18 protein-coding genes are annotated in these 16,690 nt (G+C 69.1%); 5 read left to right on the plus strand and 13 right to left on the minus strand.

Annotation, left to right across the window (positions count from 1 at the left end; translation table 11 throughout):
- Positions 1-100: 100 nt before the first annotated feature.
- The 4 genes from pyrE to ACWEPG_RS21875 form a co-directional block, all read right to left on the minus strand.
- Entirely contained in the window at positions 101-631 is a 531-nt protein-coding gene (gene pyrE / locus ACWEPG_RS21860; RefSeq protein WP_450117157.1) for an orotate phosphoribosyltransferase, read from the minus strand.
- A gap of 82 nt (positions 632-713) precedes the next feature.
- Positions 714-1,247: a LemA family protein gene (locus tag ACWEPG_RS21865; protein ID WP_450117156.1), complete on the minus strand. Its 534-nt coding sequence runs from the start codon at positions 1,245-1,247 to the stop codon at positions 714-716.
- 129 nt (positions 1,248-1,376) lie between these two features.
- Positions 1,377-2,069, minus strand: coding sequence for a hypothetical protein (locus ACWEPG_RS21870; RefSeq protein ID WP_450117155.1), 693 nt, complete (start codon positions 2,067-2,069; stop codon positions 1,377-1,379).
- 60 nt (positions 2,070-2,129) lie between these two features.
- On the minus strand, positions 2,130-3,164 hold the full coding sequence (locus ACWEPG_RS21875; RefSeq protein WP_452595300.1) for a DUF5666 domain-containing protein: 1,035 nt from the start codon (positions 3,162-3,164) through the stop codon (positions 2,130-2,132).
- A 208-nt stretch (positions 3,165-3,372) separates the two neighbouring features.
- Between ACWEPG_RS21875 and ACWEPG_RS21880 the strand changes: the two genes are divergently transcribed.
- Together ACWEPG_RS21880 and ACWEPG_RS21885 are read left to right on the plus strand one after the other, a co-directional pair.
- Positions 3,373-4,110 carry a FadR/GntR family transcriptional regulator gene (locus ACWEPG_RS21880; protein ID WP_450117153.1) on the plus strand — a complete coding sequence of 246 codons (738 nt, stop codon included), beginning with the start codon at positions 3,373-3,375 and terminating at the stop codon, positions 4,108-4,110.
- Positions 4,111-4,289: 179 nt separating this feature from the next.
- Positions 4,290-5,051, plus strand: coding sequence for a crotonase/enoyl-CoA hydratase family protein (locus tag ACWEPG_RS21885; RefSeq protein WP_450117152.1), 762 nt, complete (start codon positions 4,290-4,292; stop codon positions 5,049-5,051).
- 66 nt (positions 5,052-5,117) lie between these two features.
- Here ACWEPG_RS21885 and ACWEPG_RS21890 read toward each other — a convergent pair whose 3' ends face one another.
- Genes ACWEPG_RS21890 through ACWEPG_RS21905 form a run of 4 tightly spaced genes read right to left on the minus strand, consistent with a single transcriptional unit; the run spans position 5,118 to position 8,731 of the window.
- Positions 5,118-6,314, minus strand: coding sequence for an acetyl-CoA C-acetyltransferase (locus tag ACWEPG_RS21890; protein WP_452595301.1), 1,197 nt, complete (start codon positions 6,312-6,314; stop codon positions 5,118-5,120).
- A 13-nt stretch (positions 6,315-6,327) separates the two neighbouring features.
- Positions 6,328-6,780 (minus strand): MaoC family dehydratase, encoded by a 453-nt coding sequence (locus ACWEPG_RS21895; protein WP_450117150.1) that lies wholly within the window; start codon positions 6,778-6,780, stop codon positions 6,328-6,330.
- 3 nt (positions 6,781-6,783) lie between these two features.
- The gene (locus ACWEPG_RS21900) at positions 6,784-7,548 is read right to left on the minus strand and encodes a GntR family transcriptional regulator (protein WP_450117149.1); all 765 of its coding nucleotides are present in this window, start codon (positions 7,546-7,548) and stop codon (positions 6,784-6,786) included.
- 28 nt (positions 7,549-7,576) lie between these two features.
- Positions 7,577-8,731 (minus strand): acyl-CoA dehydrogenase family protein, encoded by a 1,155-nt coding sequence (locus ACWEPG_RS21905; RefSeq protein ID WP_450117148.1) that lies wholly within the window; start codon positions 8,729-8,731, stop codon positions 7,577-7,579.
- A gap of 208 nt (positions 8,732-8,939) precedes the next feature.
- Between ACWEPG_RS21905 and ACWEPG_RS21910 the strand changes: the two genes are divergently transcribed.
- The 3 genes from ACWEPG_RS21910 to ACWEPG_RS21920 are packed head-to-tail and all read left to right on the plus strand — an operon-like array spanning position 8,940 to position 11,665.
- On the plus strand, positions 8,940-9,821 hold the full coding sequence (locus ACWEPG_RS21910) for an HpcH/HpaI aldolase/citrate lyase family protein (protein WP_452595302.1): 882 nt from the start codon (positions 8,940-8,942) through the stop codon (positions 9,819-9,821).
- A gap of 1 nt (position 9,822) precedes the next feature.
- Positions 9,823-10,845, plus strand: coding sequence for a MaoC family dehydratase (locus ACWEPG_RS21915; RefSeq protein WP_450117146.1), 1,023 nt, complete (start codon positions 9,823-9,825; stop codon positions 10,843-10,845).
- Positions 10,846-10,873: 28 nt separating this feature from the next.
- Positions 10,874-11,665: an SDR family NAD(P)-dependent oxidoreductase gene (locus ACWEPG_RS21920; protein WP_450136404.1), complete on the plus strand. Its 792-nt coding sequence runs from the start codon at positions 10,874-10,876 to the stop codon at positions 11,663-11,665.
- A 78-nt stretch (positions 11,666-11,743) separates the two neighbouring features.
- On the opposite strand, the gene ACWEPG_RS21925 is transcribed toward ACWEPG_RS21920, so the two are convergent.
- The 5 genes from ACWEPG_RS21925 to ACWEPG_RS21945 form a co-directional block, all read right to left on the minus strand.
- A complete protein-coding gene (locus ACWEPG_RS21925) occupies positions 11,744-12,505 on the minus strand; it encodes an SDR family NAD(P)-dependent oxidoreductase (RefSeq protein WP_450117144.1) in 762 nt (253 codons plus the stop codon).
- A gap of 27 nt (positions 12,506-12,532) precedes the next feature.
- Entirely contained in the window at positions 12,533-13,372 is an 840-nt protein-coding gene (locus tag ACWEPG_RS21930) for a mycofactocin-coupled SDR family oxidoreductase (RefSeq protein ID WP_452595303.1), read from the minus strand.
- A gap of 32 nt (positions 13,373-13,404) precedes the next feature.
- Positions 13,405-14,289, minus strand: coding sequence for a DUF6282 family protein (locus ACWEPG_RS21935; protein ID WP_450117142.1), 885 nt, complete (start codon positions 14,287-14,289; stop codon positions 13,405-13,407).
- Between the two features lie 110 nt (positions 14,290-14,399).
- Positions 14,400-15,686, minus strand: a complete 1,287-nt coding sequence (gene dctP / locus ACWEPG_RS21940) for a TRAP transporter substrate-binding protein DctP (RefSeq protein WP_452595304.1) — start codon at positions 15,684-15,686, stop codon at positions 14,400-14,402.
- 188 nt (positions 15,687-15,874) lie between these two features.
- A complete protein-coding gene (locus ACWEPG_RS21945) occupies positions 15,875-16,648 on the minus strand; it encodes an SDR family NAD(P)-dependent oxidoreductase (protein WP_450136406.1) in 774 nt (257 codons plus the stop codon).
- Positions 16,649-16,690: the final 42 nt, after the last annotated feature.

The following is a 16,690-nucleotide window of genomic DNA, read 5'->3' on the forward strand; positions in this document are numbered from 1 at the left end:
TTCTTCCGGATCGGCACCGGCCCACGATAGGCGCCTCCGGCGCTCGTGCGTGGTTTGCGGGTCCCGGGACCCGCAAACCACGCACGAGCAGCGGAGCTGCCTAGAGCCCCAGGTCCGAAAGTCCGAGCAGGGAGCGGTACTCGACGCCCTCGGCGGCGATCACGTCGTCGGCGCCGGTGGCCCGGTCGACGACGGTCGCGACACCGACGACGATCGCGCCGGCCTCACGCAGCGCCTTGACCGCGGTCAGCGGCGAGTTGCCGGTGGTGGTGGTGTCCTCGACGACGAGCACGCGCTTGCCGGTGACATCGGGTCCCTCGATCTGCCGCTGCATGCCGTGCGCCTTGGCGGCCTTGCGCACCACGAACGCGTCGATCGGCCGGCCGGGGGCGTGCATCACGGCGAGCGCGACCGGGTCGGCGCCCATGGTCAGGCCGCCGACGGCGTCGAACTCCCAGTCCGCGACCATCTCGCGCAGCAGCTTGCCGATCAGCGGTCCGGCGCGGTGGTGCAGCGTCGCGCGGCGAAGGTCCACGTAGTAGTCGGCCTCCTTGCCGGATGACAGGGTGACCTTTCCGTGGACCACAGCCAGCTCCCGTACGAGCCCGGCGAGCTCAGCTTTCTCCGTCATCGACCGCTCCTTCTCACGTGCGTTGTCGGCATGCCAGCCTAGTCGGCTGCGCGGCACGGACGAGGGGCGGGACCGCCGGGTTCTAAACGCCGGCGCCCTCCCCCAGCGGCACCGGCTCGCCGGTGGGGACGTGGAGTTGCATGGCCTCGAACAGCGGAACCGCGCGAGCACCGATGAGCCGGGCGATCGGTCCGGTCGCGATCCCGCGCACCAGCGCGTTAGTCGCGGCAGCGTGATCGTTGTAGACGCGGGCGGCCCCGGCGAGGCGTTGCTCGGTGACCTGCAGGTCCAGGACTGGCCGCTGGACGGTCCAGTCGTTCTTGATCCGCGGGTCGCGGGCGGCCTCGGTCATCACCTGGTGCAGCGCGGCCGACAGTGCGTTCTCCGAACCGGCCTGCTCGCCGAGTGTGAGCCCCTGGGTGCGGACGCCCATCGCGAGCGACCGTGCGCCGGCCAGCGGTGCGACGGTGGCGGAGTCCATTCCTGCCGTGCGGGCGGCGGCGACGAGGAGGTCGGTCTGCTCGTACCGGCGGCTGAGTTCGGCGTCGAGCAGGTTCCTGCTCGCGGTCAGGTTCGCCTCGCAGCGACGCGTCCTACGGACAACCGTCAGCGCCAAGCAGCACAGCACAACGGCAACTACAGCCACTATCGCCACAACAGTCACGAGCGGGAAATCTACTCACTTTGGACATCTCACGCCACACCAGTAACACGCCCTCGTTCCGAGCCCGGCAGACCGGGGAGATCAGTCGTCGGCGCGCAGGTCCAGCGGATGCGGCAACGGCCGCCCCGGGTCGTGGATGGTCTCCGAGGGAAGGCTCGCCGGCTGCGACACCGGGGGCAGCACGTGCAGGATCCCGGACAGACGGGAGACGGCCTCGATGGCGGCGTCCCAGTCCCGGCCGCTGCTCGTGACCGGCAGCGATCCGAGGGTCCACTCCCCCTCGCTCCACAGCATCTGCACCTGCGGCGGCACCGTCTCCGCAAAGGTGACCATCCGCTGGTCGCAGACCCGTCGCGCGATCTCGAGGTCGGTGGCGAACACCACCCGCGGACCGATCGCGCCGAGCAGGTTCAGGTCGGCGTCCTTCGGCGGCGGCGTGGACTTCAACCGGAGGTCGATGTCGACGTCGGAGCCGACCGTCCGCCGCACCGCGACGATGGTCACCGCCTCCGGCAGGTCGAACAGCACGAAGTCCTCGCCGCGTCGGGTGCCCTGGACGACGTCGACCGCGCCGAGGTACTCCTGACGGGCCAGCGCGGCCCGGTGCCAATTGGACGGCAGTTGGTCGTCGGACTCGTTGTAGATGTACCCCTGGGCCTTCGCCCAGATCTGCCGGACGCGTCCGTACTGCTCGCGGCGGCTGCGATCGACGTACAACAACACGATCGCGCCTGCGAGCGCGATCGCCGAGAGTCCGAACCAGATGAGCGTCATCGCTCGTCACCATATCCAGCCGAAGCGCCGTGCGCGTCACTCGGCTCGAAGTCGGTGTCGTCAGTTGCCACCGAAGTCCCCCAGATCCGGGATCGAGGTGCTGATGATGACCCGGGCCGCCACCGTGCCGTCGGCACCGCGATCGCCCTGCACCAGAACGGTCTCACCGACCTTGAGGTCGGCCACGGAACTCGCACCGAGCGCAATCACCCTGGTTGACGCGTCCGTGGTGACGGTGACCTGCGAGCCGCCGATGCCGTCGAGGATCAGGGTGCCTCCGGCGTTCGACTTGACGCTGCCGACCGCCGCGCCCGCCGCGCCGATCGCCTCACCGACACCACCGGGGATCCGCGAGAGGTCCGGGGGCTCGATTTCCGGTTCCGTGGTGCGCGGCGGTGTCGTCGGGCGCGGGGTGACCGGCGGCTGGGTGCGCGTGGTCGTGGGCGCGGACGCAGTGTCGGCGGTGTCGCCGCCGGAGCTCAGCAGCATCGCACCGAGGCCGACGACCGCGGCCAGCAGCAGTCCGGCGACCGCGACCGCGGCGATCACGACACCCTTGCCCGGCCCCTTCTTCTCGTCGTCGGGTCCACCGGCCCCGTCCGGCGCCGGGAAGGACTGCGGCGGGATCGGTGGCTGACCCTGGTACCCGTCGTACGTCGGGTACGCCTGCGTCGCGTTCGGCGGCTGCCCCTGATACGCGTCGTACGTCGGGTACGCCTGCGTCGCGTTCGGCGGCTGCCCCTGATACGCGTCGTACGTCGGGTACGCCTGCGTGGGGTTGGACGCAGCCTGCGCCGGATACCCCGGCGTGGGGTAGGCCTGCGTCGGGTGTGCCTGGGTCGGGTGCACCTGCGTCGGGTACGCCTGGGTCGGGTGCACCTCGGTCGGGTACGCCTGCGTCGGGTACGCCTGGGTGGGACTCTCACCCGCCGCGCCGCCGTACGCCTGATGGGGGTCCGCGGTGAACCCGATCTGTTCGGTCGGCTGGTCGGGGGTCGCCGGCACGGGGCGCTGCGCCCATTCCGACGTCGGGTCGGGATCTACGGGCAAAGCCTCGGTGCCGTCTGGTGTGCGCTGATCGTCCGGGTTGCTCATGATTCGGGCCTGCTCTTTCCGCCGGTTCTGGCCGACCCTCCAGGATAGGAACGCATTCTGAAAGCATCCTGAGATCCCCACCCCGGGCGGGCCGCGCTCGTTCTCGCCGACGCCTGCCCGCCACCCGGCGGGGCATCCCCGACCCCGGGGGGCAGACGCTGTAAGTTCACCACTCGAGTCGAGCGTACGGGGCGCGGAGGTGGTGAGGGTGGCGGGTAGATCCGATCGACCGGAGAAGACCGCGATGATCGTGGCCCGGCGGATCGTGGCCGAGATCGCCCGGAAGAACCTGCGGCCCGGCGATCGCCTGCCCCCCGAGCGGGTGATGCTCGAGGAGTACGAGGTCGGCCGCGGCACGCTGCGGGAGTCCCTCCGATACCTGGAGTTGTCGGGGGCGTTGTCGCTCAAGCCGGGCCCCGGCGGGGGGCCCACCGTCGAGAAGCCGGATGCGTCGAATCTGCTCGACAGCATCGCACTGCTGTTGCAGTTCGAGAAGGCGTCGCTCGACACCCTCCTCGAGGTGCGCATGAGCCTCGAGCCGATGAATGCCCGGCTGGCCGCCGAGCGCATCACCGACGAGCAGCTCACCGCGCTCGACGAGTCGGTGACCCGCATGGGCGAGAGCCTCAAGGACCTGTCGCTTTTCCACGAGACCAGCAAGGACTTCCACGACATCCTGGCGTGGGCGTCGGGCAATGCCCTGTTCGGCTACCTGATCGACGCCCTCGACGGCATCTTCGAGGGCCCGATGTTCGCCGGCTATCCGCTGCAGTACCGGAAGAAGGACCTGGCCGCGCACGAAAAGGTTGTCGCGGCGCTGCGTGCGCGCGATGCGGATCTGGCCGAGGAAGCGATGCTTGCGCACATGAACGAGATGGCGAGGATTCTTCGCAAGCTCGGACCCGAGGTGCTCGCTCGGCCGGTAACCTGGGAGACCGCCCAATAGCGTTGCGCGGGAACACGGCCCCTCCGTAGCAGCCGTCTCCGCATTCGCCGCACCCGGATCTCGACGCCACCGGCACCACGGAACGGCCGATTCGTCACGCACCCGCCGCGACAGACGCCTTCACCTCGCCATGCTTATTATTATCATCATTACTATTCTTCCGGCGAGAGGTGCCCACGATGACGGATGCAGTGCTGCTCGAACGACGTGACCGGACCCTGCTGATCACGATCAACAGACCCGACTCCCGCAACGCCATCAACGCCGAGGTGAGCCGCGGGCTCGCGGCGGCGGTCGACGAACTCGACGGGGATCCCGGACTGTCCGTCGCCGTCCTGACGGGATCGGGCGGAAACTTCTGCGCCGGAATGGATCTCAAGGCATTCCTCGCGGGCGAGACGATCCTGGTGGAGGGGCGTGGCCTCGGCTTCACCCATCGTCCCCCGGCCAAGCCCATCATCTCCGCGGTCGAGGGTTACGCACTCGCGGGCGGAACCGAACTGACCCTCGCGACCGATCTCGTGGTGGCGGCGACGAACGCCCGGTTCGGCCTCCCCGAGGTCAAGCGCGGCCTCGCCGCCGGCGCGGGCGGACTGCTCCGCCTGCCGACCCGGATGCCGTACGCGAAGGCGATGGAACTCGCACTCACGGGTGACACCTTCACCGCCGAGGACGGCTACGAGTACGGGCTGATCAATCGGCTGACCGAGCCGGGCGAGGCCCTCGGGGCCGCACTCGAACTCGCGGACCGGATCACCGCGAACGGGCCGCTCGGAGTCGCCGCGACCAAGAAGATCATCGTCGAGGCGGCCGCGTGGGCCCCCGACGAGGCATTCGACCGTCAGCGCGAGGTCCTGCTGCCGGTGTTCGCGTCGGAGGACGCGAAGGAAGGCGCCAGCGCTTTCGCGGAGAAGCGGGCCCCGGTCTGGCGGGGACGCTGACCACCCGGCCGAGACGTTCGTGGGCCCGGACCGGTGACCGGTCCGGGCCCACGTGCGGGTGGGAGCTCAGGCCGACGTGACGGACGCGGCCATGCCCTGACCACCACCGATGCACATGGTCAGCAGCGCCCGCCCGCCACCGCGGCGCTGCAGTTCGTGCAGCGCGGTGGTCAGCATGCGAACCCCGGTGGCGCCGATCGGGTGCCCGAGCGAGATGCCGGAACCGTTGACGTTCAGCCGTTCCCGGTCGTCCCACCCCCAGCCCTCGAGGACGCCGAGGACCTGGCAGGCGAACGCCTCGTTGAGTTCGACGAGGTCGAAGTCCTCGAAGCGACGTCCGGTGCGCGCGAACAGCTTCTCCACCGCCGCGACCGGGCCGAGGCCCATGAGCGCGGGATCGCATCCCGCAGCCGTCCAGCCTTCCAGGAACCCGATCGGCTCGAGCCCCAGCTCCTCGAGGCGATCCTCGGAGACGACGAGAACCGATGCCGCGGCATCGTTCTGCTGGCTCGCGTTGCCAGCGGTGACCACCCCGCCGGGCGTGACCGCCCGCAGCTTCCCGAGGGACTCCACGGTCGAGTCGGGACGGATCCCCTCGTCGCGCGCGAAAGTCGTCACGTTCCCCTTGCGGTCGGTGATCTCCACCGGAACCACCTCGGCATCGAATCGCCCTGCCTCCCATGCCTCGTGGGCACGGCGATGACTCTCAGCGGCGAGCGCGTCGGAATCCTCCCGGGTGATCCCGTACTTGCCGGCCACGTTCTCGGCGGTTTCGATCATTCCGCTGATCCGCCCGAAGCGCCATTCCGGCTGAGACCGTTCCCGACCTCGGTCGAGCCGGTCGAACAACTGCAGACCGCCGGAGCGGGCACCCCAGCGCGCGCCGGTGGTGTAGTGCTCGATGTTGCTCATCGACTCGACGCCGCCGGCCAGGACGACGTCCGCAGCGCCGGTCTGCACCATCATCGCCGCGGTCACGAGCGCTTGGAGTCCGGTGCCGCAACGACGGTCCGTCTGCAGGCCGGCGACCGAGATCGGCAGGCCCGCATCGAGTGCGGCCCAGCGGCCGATGCACGGGGCCTCGGAACTCGCGTACGACTGCCCCATCGCGACATCGTCGATGAGCTCCGGGTCGATCCCCGACCGCGCCACGGTCTCCTTGATCACCGTGGTGGCCAGGGTGACGGCCTGCACGTCCCTGAGTGCGCCGCCGAATCGTCCGACCGCAGTCCGGACGGGGGCAACCAAAGCTGCGCGTGTCATGTGAAGTTCCCTCTCAGTCGACGAGGACGCGGATGGTCTCGGCGACCAGCGCCGGACGCTCCGCGCCCTCGATCTCGATGGTGTACACGGTGATCAGGTTGGCGCCCTTGGGTGTGCGCTCGAGAGATTCGATGCGGGCACCGCACCGGATCCTCGAACCCACCGGCACGGGTGCCGGGAAGCGGACCTTGTTGGCGCCGTAGTTGATCTTCATGCGGACGCCGTCGACGTCGAAGATCCGGTTCCCGAGTGCCGGGAGGAGCGACAGCGTCAGATAGCCGTGCGCGATCGTTCCGCCGTACGGTCCCGCCGCCGCCCGCTCGGGATCGACGTGAATCCACTGGTGGTCGTCGGTCGCGTCGGCGAAGGCGTCCACGCGTTCCTGGGTGACCTCGATCCAGTCGCTGTAGCCGACGTGATCTCCCACGGCGGCCTCGACCTCGTCGATTCCCCGGAATACCTTCATGATTCACAACTCCTGTCGTCGTTGCGGGGGTCTGTGCCGATCGGACCGCCGCAGGGTCACGCGATACGTGTAGTGCTCCGGCAGAAAGAAGCTCACGGACAACTCGGTCGCCTCGCCGAGTCCGTTCGTGTACAGCCGGTCGACCCGGAGCAACGGATGGCCTACCGCACAGCACAATTCGCCGGCCACGACCTCGGTGGCCGGCGCGACCGTGATCGACTGGGCGGCTTCGGCGATCGGACTCGTCAGATGGGGTTCGAGCAGGCCCATCACGGTGTTGCGACTCCTCGCGCCGACGGCCAGCTCCGGGGCCTCCAGGAGGTGGGCGGCCACCGCGTCGGGCAGGTACACGGTGGTGTACGCGAACGGGACCGTGTCGTGCAACCGGCGCAACACCACCGAATACAGCAGATCGGTGTCCAGCCGGAGCCGGCTGGCGGCGTCGATGTCGACCCCGCGCCGCGGCGGCACGAGGATCTCCATGGTGGTGTCCGAAGCGAGTTCGAGCAGGTCCTCGATCGACCCGAGCTGTCGACGGTAGCGGTGGCCCGTCTCGTCGACGAAGGTCCCGCGCCCCGGTACGCGATAGACGACACCGTCCGCGACGAGGTCGGCGAACGCACGCCGGACGGTCTGCCGGCTGACCCCGTGCTGCCGAACGAGTTCCGCCTCGGTCGGCAGCCGGACACCGTCGGCGTAGGCGCCCGACGCCACCTCGTCGCGAATCCGGCGGACGAGCTGCGCGTAGGCCGGCCCCGTACCGTTCATGTCACAGCGCTGTTCATGTCACAGCCGGTCACAGACCGCCGCGGGCGACGAGCTGCCCGGCAATGACGTTGCGCTGGATCTCGTTGGTGCCCTCGCCGACGATCATCAGCGGCGCGTCCCGGAAGTAGCGCTCCACGTCGTACTCGGTGGAGTAGCCGTAGCCGCCGTGGATGCGCACCGCGTTCAGGGCGATCTCCATCGCCACCTCCGACGCATACAACTTGGCCATGCCCGCCTCCATGTCGCAGCGGTCCCCGGCGTCGTACTTCTCGGCGGCGTGCCGGGTGAGCTGGCGGGCGGCGGTCAGCTTGGTCGCCATGTCCGCGAGGTAGTTGCCGATCGACTGGTGCTTCCAGATCGGCTGCCCGAAGCTCTCCCGCTGCTGCGCGTACGCCAGCGAATCCTCCAGCGCCGCGGCGGCGACACCCAGCGCGCGCGAGGCAACCTGGATGCGGCCCGTCTCGAGACCCTTCATCATCTGCCCGAAGCCCTTGCCCTCGATGCCGCCGAGGATCGCCGTCGCCGGGATCCGGTAGTTGTCGAACGACAACTCGCAGCTCTCCACCCCCTTGTAGCCGAGCTTGGGCAGGTCCCGCGAGACCGTCAGTCCCGGACCGTGTTCGACGAGGACGATCGAGATCCCCCGGTGCCGCGGAGTCGCGGCCGGATCCGTCTTGCACAGCAGCGCGATGACACCCGAGCGTCGTGCGTTGGTGATCCACGTCTTGGCGCCGGTGATCACCAGGTCGTCCCCGTCACGCTTGGCGTTCGTGGTCATCGCCTGCAGGTCCGAGCCGCCACCCGGCTCGGTGAGCGCCATGGTCGCGCGGATCTCTCCGGTCGCCATCTTCGGCAGGTACGTGCGCTTCTGCTCCTCGGTACCGAACAGACCGATCAGCTTCGCGACGACGGTGTGCCCACCCATCGCCCCGGACAACGACATCCAGCCGCGCGCCAACTCCTCGGTGACCTGCACGTAGCACGGCATCGACACCGGCGCACCGCCGTACTCCTCCGAGATCGCCAGACCGTAGATGCCGATCTGCTTCATCTGCTCGATCCACTGCTCGGGGTACTCGTTGGCGTGCTCGACCTCCTGCACCGTCGGCTTCACCTCACGGTCGACGAACTCTCGCACCGTCTTCACCAGGAAGGCTTCTTCGTCGTTCAGGTAGTAGCTCACGCGGGACGTCCTCACCGTGTAGCGGGCTCGCCGAGCCCGGAAAGAATTTGTACGGCCATGGTCGAGCAGCCGGAAGAAAATGTCAATCATGATAAGCATTGACATGGTCTTGTCGTGGCTGGAAGACTCCCGAAAGGGCCCGCCGGACCGCCCCCGACCCGCGCCGGCGGGGAGTCTCCGCCGCATCGCCATGGCCGTACATTTGTGCATGTCACGCACACGATCGAGAAGGAACCGCCACGTGAGAGAAGTACGTCGACGAGCGGCCCTCGTCGCCCCTGGATCCGACGAGCGCAAGGCACGCAAGGCGCTCGGGGCGGCCGCGGACGAGGTGGTTCTCGACCTCGAGGACGCCGTCACCACCGCGCTGAAGGACTCCGCGCGCACGCTCGTGTCGGACCTGATCCGCGAACACGGCGGGCAGCGCACCGTCTCGATCCGCATCAACGGCCCCGACACCCGATGGTTCGCCGACGACCTGCGGGCGTGCGCCGCACTCGGCGACGCACTCACCTCGGTCGTGATCCCGAAGGTGGAGCGCCGCGCCGCATTGGTCGAGGCCGACGCGATCCTCACCAGCGCCGGCGCCGCGGACCTTCCGGTGCAGGCACTCATCGAGACACCGACGGGAATCGGCGCGATCGACGAGATCGTCACCGGCCCCCGCCTGACCGCCGTCATCATCGGATACGCCGACCTGGGCGCCGTCCTCGGCCGTTCCCGCACCGCGACACCGCAGCAGTGGCTGTTCGTCCAGGACCGCGTGCTGCACGCCGCGCGCGCCGCCGGCATCCAGGCCGTCGACGGCCCGTTCCTCGGCATCGCCGACGACGCGACCTTCCGCGAGTCCGCCCGGTGGGTCGCCGACCTCGGATTCGACGGCAAATGGGTCATCCACCCCGCCCAGATCGCCACCGCCCAGGAGACTTTCACCCCGACCGACGATCAGGCCGACCAGGCCCGGCGCGTCCTGGCCGCACTCGAGGAGGCGGAGGCCCGCGGCGCCGGCGCCGCACAGCTCGACGGCCAGATGCTCGACGAGGCCGTCGCCGTCGCCGCCCGCCGCACCCTCTCGCTGATCGGAGCCTGATTTGACCACCACCACCCGCGCGGTCGGCGGACCGTACTTCGACGAACTGGCGGTGGGGCAGGTGTTCGACACCGCCCCCGGCGTGACGCTCACCGACGGGATCGCGGCCACCCACCAGGCGATCCTCGGGGACCGCCTGCGCCTGCCGCTCGACGCACATCTGTCCGCCGTCGTCGCGGGCGGACCGGTGGCGCACGCGGGCCTCGTTGCGGACGTCGCGATCGGCCAGTCCACGCTGGCCACCCACCACGTCAAGGCCAACCTGTTCTACCGCGGCCTGCGCTTCCACCGGCTTCCCCACATCGGTGACACCCTCTACACCACAACCGAAGTCGTCGGTCTGAAGCAGAACTCCGCCAGGCCCGGGCGCCCGGCCACCGGTCTGGCCGCGCTGCGCATCGGCACCACCGATCAGCACGGAGAGGTCGTCCTCGACTTCTACCGCTGCGCCATGTTGCCGCTGCGGCCCGGCATCGATCCCGGGCTCCCCGGACCGGCCGACGACCTGTCCTCGATCGGACCGCAGGACGCGCCGACGTGGACGGTTCCGGCCGGCCTGGATCTGGACGCGTACCGCGCACGGGTGGCCGGCACGCACTTCGATCCGGCACTGGTCGGCACCGTCTTCACCTCGAGCGGCGACGTCGTCACCGGCGCACCGGAACTCGCGCGGCTGACCCTCAACATCGCCGCGACCCACCACGACGAACGGGTCGGCGCCGCAGGTCGGCTCGTGTACGGCGGCCACACCATCGGGCTCGCCCTCGCCCAGGCCTGCCGGGCACTCCCCAACCTCGTGACCGTCCTCGGCTGGCAGTCGTGCGACCACACCGGCCCCGTCCACGAGGGCGACACCCTCACCAGCGAACTGCACGTCGAATCCGCCGAGGCGCTGGCCACCGGCGGTGTGCTGCACCTGCGTTCCCTTGTTCACGCCCACCGCGGTGGCGAGCCACCCAATGCACGCGGCGACGAGGCTCCGGTGCCGGTGCTCGACTGGCGGTTCACCGCCCTGTTCGCGTGATCCACAACCACTCCCGAAAGGCATCTTCATGAGCAGCACCGGACGTCTGGCCGGCAAGATCGCGCTCGTCACCGGCGCGGGTTCGGGCCTCGGCCGCGCCTCGGCCCTCCGATTCGGCGCCGAGGGCGCCGCCGTCGCCGTCGTCGACCTGGATCCGGCTGCGGCCGCCTCGGTTTCCGACGAAATCGCCGCCGCGGGAGGACGCGCACTGCCGGTCACCGCGAACGTGACCTCGGACGCCGATTCGCAGCGCATGGTGGCCGAGACCCTCGCCGAGTTCGGTCAGCTCGACGTGGTGTTCGCGAACGCCGGCGTCAACGGCGCGGGCAATGCGGCCGACACCACCGAGGACGAGTGGGACAAGGTGATCGCGGTCAACCTCAAGGGTGTGTGGCTCACCTCGAAGTACGCGCTACCCCACATGATCGAGCGCCGCACGGGGTCGATCATCAACCAGGCCAGCATGGGTGGACTGATCGGCCTGCCCGGGATCTTCCCGTACACCGCGGCCAAGGGTGGCGTTGTGGCGATGACGAAGCAGATGGCCGTCACGTACGGACCGGACAATGTCCGCGTGAACGCCATCTGCCCCGGCACCATCCCGACGCCGCTGGTCTACCAGTCTCGGGTGGACCGCGGTGCGGCGGCGCCGGACGCGGATCAGATCGCGCTCGACGCCGACGCCGCGTCACGCTTCCCGCTGCGCCGGCTGGGCACCCCCGACGACCTGGCCTCGATCGCTCTGTTCCTGGCCAGCGACGAGGCCGACTGGGTGACCGGCGGCATCTACACGGTCGACGGTGGACGTAGCGCGTTCTGACGATCAGCACAAAGGCTCGGGGAGGGAACGGAATTCCGTTCCCTCCCCGAGCCTTTGTGTCTGATGTTCGAGTGTGCGCTACTGCGTCGTCAGCCCTCCGTCCGCCGTGACCGTCGAGCCGGTCATGTACGAGGACTCGTCGGAGATCAGGAAGGCGATCACCGCGGCCATCTCGTCGACCTCGGCGCGCCGGCCCAGCGGGGTGCGATCCAGCGCGGAGCTGGTGACGCCACCGCTCTCGCGGGCCTTGCGGGCCAGCGGGGTGTCCACGACACCGGGGCACAGGGCGTTGGCGCGCACGCCGCGGTCCGCGTACCCGATCGCGATGGACCGGGTCAGGCCGAGGACACCGGCCTTGGAGGCGTCGTAGCTGCAGGTGTTGGTGTTCGCGGAGATCAGCGAGGCCACCGACCCGATGGTCACCACCGACGACCGAGGCGCCTCGAGCATGTGTGGCAGCGCGGCCCGCACGGCGAGGAAGGAGCCGGTCAGGTTGATCCCGACGACGTCGTTCCAGTCCTCGAGGCTCATCTCGTGCACGAGCGAGGACCGGGCGATACCCGCGCAGGTGACGATGCCGTCGAGGCCACCGAGCTGAGCGGCCGCGTGTTCGACGGCAGGCCCGACGGACTCCGCGTCGGAGACGTCGGCGGCCACGGCCACGGCCGTGCCGCCGGCTGCGACCAGCTCGTCCGCCAGTGCCTGTGCCGCGTCACCATCTCGGTCGAGGATCGCGACCGCGGCGCCCTCGGCCGCGAGCCGCCGGGCCGCCGCGGCGCCGATGCCGCCGGCGCCGCCGGTCAGCAGGACCTTGCGTCCGTCGTTGCGTGCTGAACTCATGCTGTGCTCCTTCAGGTTTCGCGGGTGTCAGCTGATCCGCAGACCGCAGTCGACGGGAATCGAGACGCCGGTGACGTAGCGGGACTCCTCGGATGCCAACCACAGCACCGCGTTGGTGATGTCCTCGGGCTCGACCCAGGCGAGGTCCATGACGTTGCGTCCGCGGGCACGCTCGCGCAGGTCCTCGATCGTCGGGTTCTCGAGGTCCGGGCAGAAGACGCGGAGAGTCGACTCGCTGAAGAGCATGTCGGTGCCGACATTGCCGGGATGCACGGCGTTGACGCGGATTCCCTGCCCGCCGTACTCGGCGGCGAGGGTCTGCATGAGACCGATCACACCGTGCTTCGAGGCGTTGTAGTGCGCGACGTTGCGGGACCCGCTGTACGTGACCACCGAGCTGGTGAGGACCATCGATCCCCCGCCGGTCGCGAGCATCTGTGGAATCGTGGCCTTCGCCGTCTTCCACACCCCGGTGAGGTTGACGTCGATCATGTCCTGCCACTCGTCCTCGGTGAGCTCGACGGTGGGACGGCAGCCGCAGATGCCCGCGTTCGCGCTGACGATGTCGAGGCTGCCGAACTGCTCGACGGCGTCGGCCGCGGCCGCGTCGAGTCCGGCCTGGTCACGGACGTCGACCTTGCGGGTGATGATCCGGCGGCCGGTCTCGGCGACCAGGCGGGCCGTCTCCACGAGATCCTCCTCGGACGCCATCCCGTAGCTGAGCGACTTGATGTCCTCACACGCGTCCGTCGCGTAGATGTCGGCGCCCTCGCGAGCGAGCCGCAGCGCATGCGAACGCCCCTGTCCGCGTGCGGCGCCCGTGATGAAGGCAACCTTGCCTGCGACCCGTCCCTGACCCTGATTCATGACAATTCCTTTCCCGCTGATATCAATTCGAACTACTTCATCCCGAGCAGAAGTGCCGGGTTGTCGCATGCCATCACCCGGAGATCGGCCTCGGTCATGCCCTCGTCCCAGAGGGCGTTGACGTACGTGCCCAGTCCCGCTGCGGGGTGGGGAACCTTCGTGGTCCAGCCGTAGTCCGTTGCGAGGACCGACCTCTCCGGTCCGATACGCCGGATCGCCGCCACCACGGACTCGAACGTCGACGGCTCACCCATGCAGGTGTGCGCGGCAAACTCGATGTAGGCCCCGAGTTCGGCGAGTTCAGCGACCTCCTGCAGGGTCAGACGCGGTCCGGTGGTCGCATGCAACGCATGCGTCACGATCACCCGTCCGCGCCGAGCGTATTCGCGGGCCACCGCGAAGTGTTCGGCCGTGGAGACGTGGCCGGTGGCCAGGACGGCGTCGTATTCGCTGATGAGGTCGAGGATCTGGCGCACCTCGGGCAGCAACTCATCGTTTGCGTCGATGACGCGGATTCCCTCGTCGACACCGAAGAACGTGCGGACCTTCGCCGGGGCGTCGGACACCGCGGACAGTGTCGGCAGCCACACCACCTGCGCGCCGCCCCGGAGGGCGCACTCGACGGCGTGCGGGTTCAGCCCGCCGACGGGGTGGTCGAGGCAGATGCCGGCGATCGACGTCACCTCGGGCACAGCCTGGTTCGCGAAGTACGCGGCGATGGTGGACGGAAACTCGTGCGCCTTGAGCACGATGGCCCGCATGCCGTGCTCGGCGGCCTCCCGGGCGGCCTGGATCGGGTCGACACTGTGCGGCGTCTTGACCACGTGCTCGACGAGGTGCTCCGGGCCGAAGTGGGTGTGCATGTCGATCGCACCGTCGAGTGCTATCTCCACCAACCCCGAGTTGCGCTGTGTCATCGAACTGTTCTCCCGATCGGGACGGAACGCCGGGCGCTCCACCCATGTGAAACGCCCCGGGGCGAGGGGAGCCCTCGCCCCGGGGCGACTTGCCTTGCCCGCCCGGACCGTCAGGCCGGGCGCTTGTCGAGGAGGATCTCCTCGTAGACCCGCTTGACGTACGGGTCGATGTCGATCTTGCCGGGCGTGTACCAGTCGGCGAAGCCGTTGTAGTCGGTCTCGTTCTTGTAGCCGAGCTCCGAGATGATGCTGCTCCACTTCTCGGAGGTCTCACGCACCGAGCTCACGAAGCCCTCGCCGTCGGTCAGCGCCGGCTTGTCGGCGATCGCGTCGACGATCTTGTTGTTCGCGTTCTGCAGTGCCGTGCGCGCGTCCGCCGCGAACGGCACCACCGATCCACCGTACTGCTTGATCTTCTGCACGGATTCGACTGTCACGGGCCAGATCTTGCCCTCGATGCTCCCGGCGATGAACACGTCGAGGCGGTCCCACAGCAGCTGCTGGGCGACGAGCGGCAGGCCCGCCCAGACGTCCTCGTTGATGACCATGTTGCCGGTCGGGACGGCGAGTCCCGCCTCGGGATCGATGACGGTGTTCGGTGCGACCTCGACCAGGCCGCCGATCGCCGCGGCGGCGGGGCTGACCATCGAGCAGTCGATGACCCCACGCTGCAGCGCCTCGTATGCCTCGGTGTATGCCACCGACGTCGGGGTACCGCCGAGCGCGGTGACCTGCTCGTTGCCCGCGGTGCTGCCCACCGAGACGCTCTTGCCCGCGAGTTCGGGCAGGCTGGTCCGCGGCTGCGCGCAGAACAGGGCGTTCATGCCCGCGTTGTATGCCGGCATCAGCAGCTTGAGGCCCTTGTCCTCGAACTCGGACACGATCTCCGGGGTCGAGAATGCGACCTCTGCAGGCCACGCATTGGACTGCAGGACGCCGGTGACCACACTCTGGTCGGACAGCACGCTGGCATCGAGCAGGGCGGAGGACGCGGGGAACTCCTTGGGCTCGTACACGGTGAGCACCTGGCCGATGTCGAGTCGGCCGTCCTGGACCGCGTTGTCGATCTCGGTCGCCTTCGCGATCGCGTCGGAGTACGCGACGTCGAAGGTGATCTTCCCGCCCGACCAGTCCTCGACCGCCGCGATGTACGACTCGATGAACGCGCCGCTGACAGAGCCCTTGGTGCTCGGGGACTGCGTGTGCAGGACGATCGGGTCGACGTCGGCGAAAGCGGCCTGGTAGTCGGCCTTGCTCGCCCCGTACTCGACACCCTCGCCGCCTCCGTTGGCGCCGCCGGAACCGGACTCGGCACAGCCCGCGAGCAGGAGCGCTCCGGCCGCAGCGAATGCACCGACACGGGCGAAAGCGCCTGTGCGGGCGAAGAACTTGGTCACTGGATCTCCCTAAACTGAACCTCGAGCCGAACCGTGGCGTGCGCACGCCATCGGCGTGACTTGGGCCTCAACTGGCGCACCCGGGTGATTCGGCTCACTTGATGATGCTAATCATGCGGCTAGATTGTGGGCTTGTCAAGATCCATGATCCTGAATTCGTGCCGCAGCGGCCGGCCTCGCCCACACCGCTACTCCGCGGTGACACCGCCGTCGACGAGAATCGCCTGACCGGTCACGTATGAGGCGTCCGGAGAGGCGAGAAAGGCGACAACGGAGGCGATTTCGTCGGCCTCCCCGTAGCGGCCCATCGGAACGGACAGCGGCTTCGAGGGGTTGCGCACGGTGCCATCGGTCGGCACGATCGCGGCGGTGTTCGCCGTCAGGTTCGTCCGGACCGCCCCCGGGCACACGCTGTTGACCCGGATTCCCTTGGGCGCGTATTCGACCGCGAGGGTCTGGGTCAGCATCTTCACGCCGCCCTTCGATGCGCGGTACGGCGCCAGGCCGCCCTGGGTGGCCACGAACGACGACGTCGATCCGCATGTGACGACCGAACCGCTGCCGCGCCGCAGCATCGACGGCAGCACCGCCTGGATGGTGAAGAAGGTGCCACTCAGGTTGATGTCGAGCACACCGCGCCAGTCGGTCTCCGTCAACTCGTGACTGTCGAGCCTGGCTCCGCTGACTCCGGCGGCCGTGAACACCACGCCGATCTCGCCGAGGTCCGCCACGACTTCGTCCGCGATCCTCTTCAGTGCGTCCGCGTCCCGGACGTCCGCGGCGAACGAGCGCGCCGTCCCGCCCGCCTCTTCGATCGCGCGGGCGGTCGCCGCCGCCGCGTCGGCGTGGACGTCGACCACCGCCACCGCGGCACCTTCGGCCGCGAGGCGAAGTGCGGAAGCGGCCCCGATGCCGGAACCCCCACCGGTCACCAGCGCGACCTCGCCGTCCATTCTCCGCATGGGAATCATCCGTTTCTCCGTTCGTTGATCAGGTCGCCGCAC

The sequence above is a fragment of the Rhodococcus sp. NPDC004095 genome (assembly GCF_053604015.1).

Bases quoted from the DNA above. Each gene is read 5' to 3' on its own strand.
- pyrE (WP_450117157.1), bottom strand. From the start codon at position 631: ATGACGGAGAAAGCTGAGCTCGCCGGGCTCGTACGGGAGCTGGCTGTG.
- ACWEPG_RS21870 (WP_450117155.1), bottom strand. From the start codon at position 2,069: ATGACGCTCATCTGGTTCGGACTCTCGGCGATCGCGCTCGCAGGCGCG.
- ACWEPG_RS21875 (WP_452595300.1), bottom strand. From the start codon at position 3,164: ATGAGCAACCCGGACGATCAGCGCACACCAGACGGCACCGAGGCTTTG.
- ACWEPG_RS21885 (WP_450117152.1), top strand. From the start codon at position 4,290: ATGACGGATGCAGTGCTGCTCGAACGACGTGACCGGACCCTGCTGATC.
- ACWEPG_RS21890 (WP_452595301.1), bottom strand. From the start codon at position 6,314: ATGACACGCGCAGCTTTGGTTGCCCCCGTCCGGACTGCGGTCGGACGA.
- ACWEPG_RS21895 (WP_450117150.1), bottom strand. From the start codon at position 6,780: ATGAAGGTATTCCGGGGAATCGACGAGGTCGAGGCCGCCGTGGGAGAT.
- ACWEPG_RS21900 (WP_450117149.1), bottom strand. From the start codon at position 7,548: ATGAACGGTACGGGGCCGGCCTACGCGCAGCTCGTCCGCCGGATTCGC.
- ACWEPG_RS21910 (WP_452595302.1), top strand. From the start codon at position 8,940: ATGTCACGCACACGATCGAGAAGGAACCGCCACGTGAGAGAAGTACGT.
- ACWEPG_RS21920 (WP_450136404.1), top strand. From the start codon at position 10,874: ATGAGCAGCACCGGACGTCTGGCCGGCAAGATCGCGCTCGTCACCGGC.
- ACWEPG_RS21925 (WP_450117144.1), bottom strand. From the start codon at position 12,505: ATGAGTTCAGCACGCAACGACGGACGCAAGGTCCTGCTGACCGGCGGC.
- ACWEPG_RS21930 (WP_452595303.1), bottom strand. From the start codon at position 13,372: ATGAATCAGGGTCAGGGACGGGTCGCAGGCAAGGTTGCCTTCATCACG.
- ACWEPG_RS21935 (WP_450117142.1), bottom strand. From the start codon at position 14,289: ATGACACAGCGCAACTCGGGGTTGGTGGAGATAGCACTCGACGGTGCG.
- ACWEPG_RS21945 (WP_450136406.1), bottom strand. From the start codon at position 16,648: ATGCGGAGAATGGACGGCGAGGTCGCGCTGGTGACCGGTGGGGGTTCC.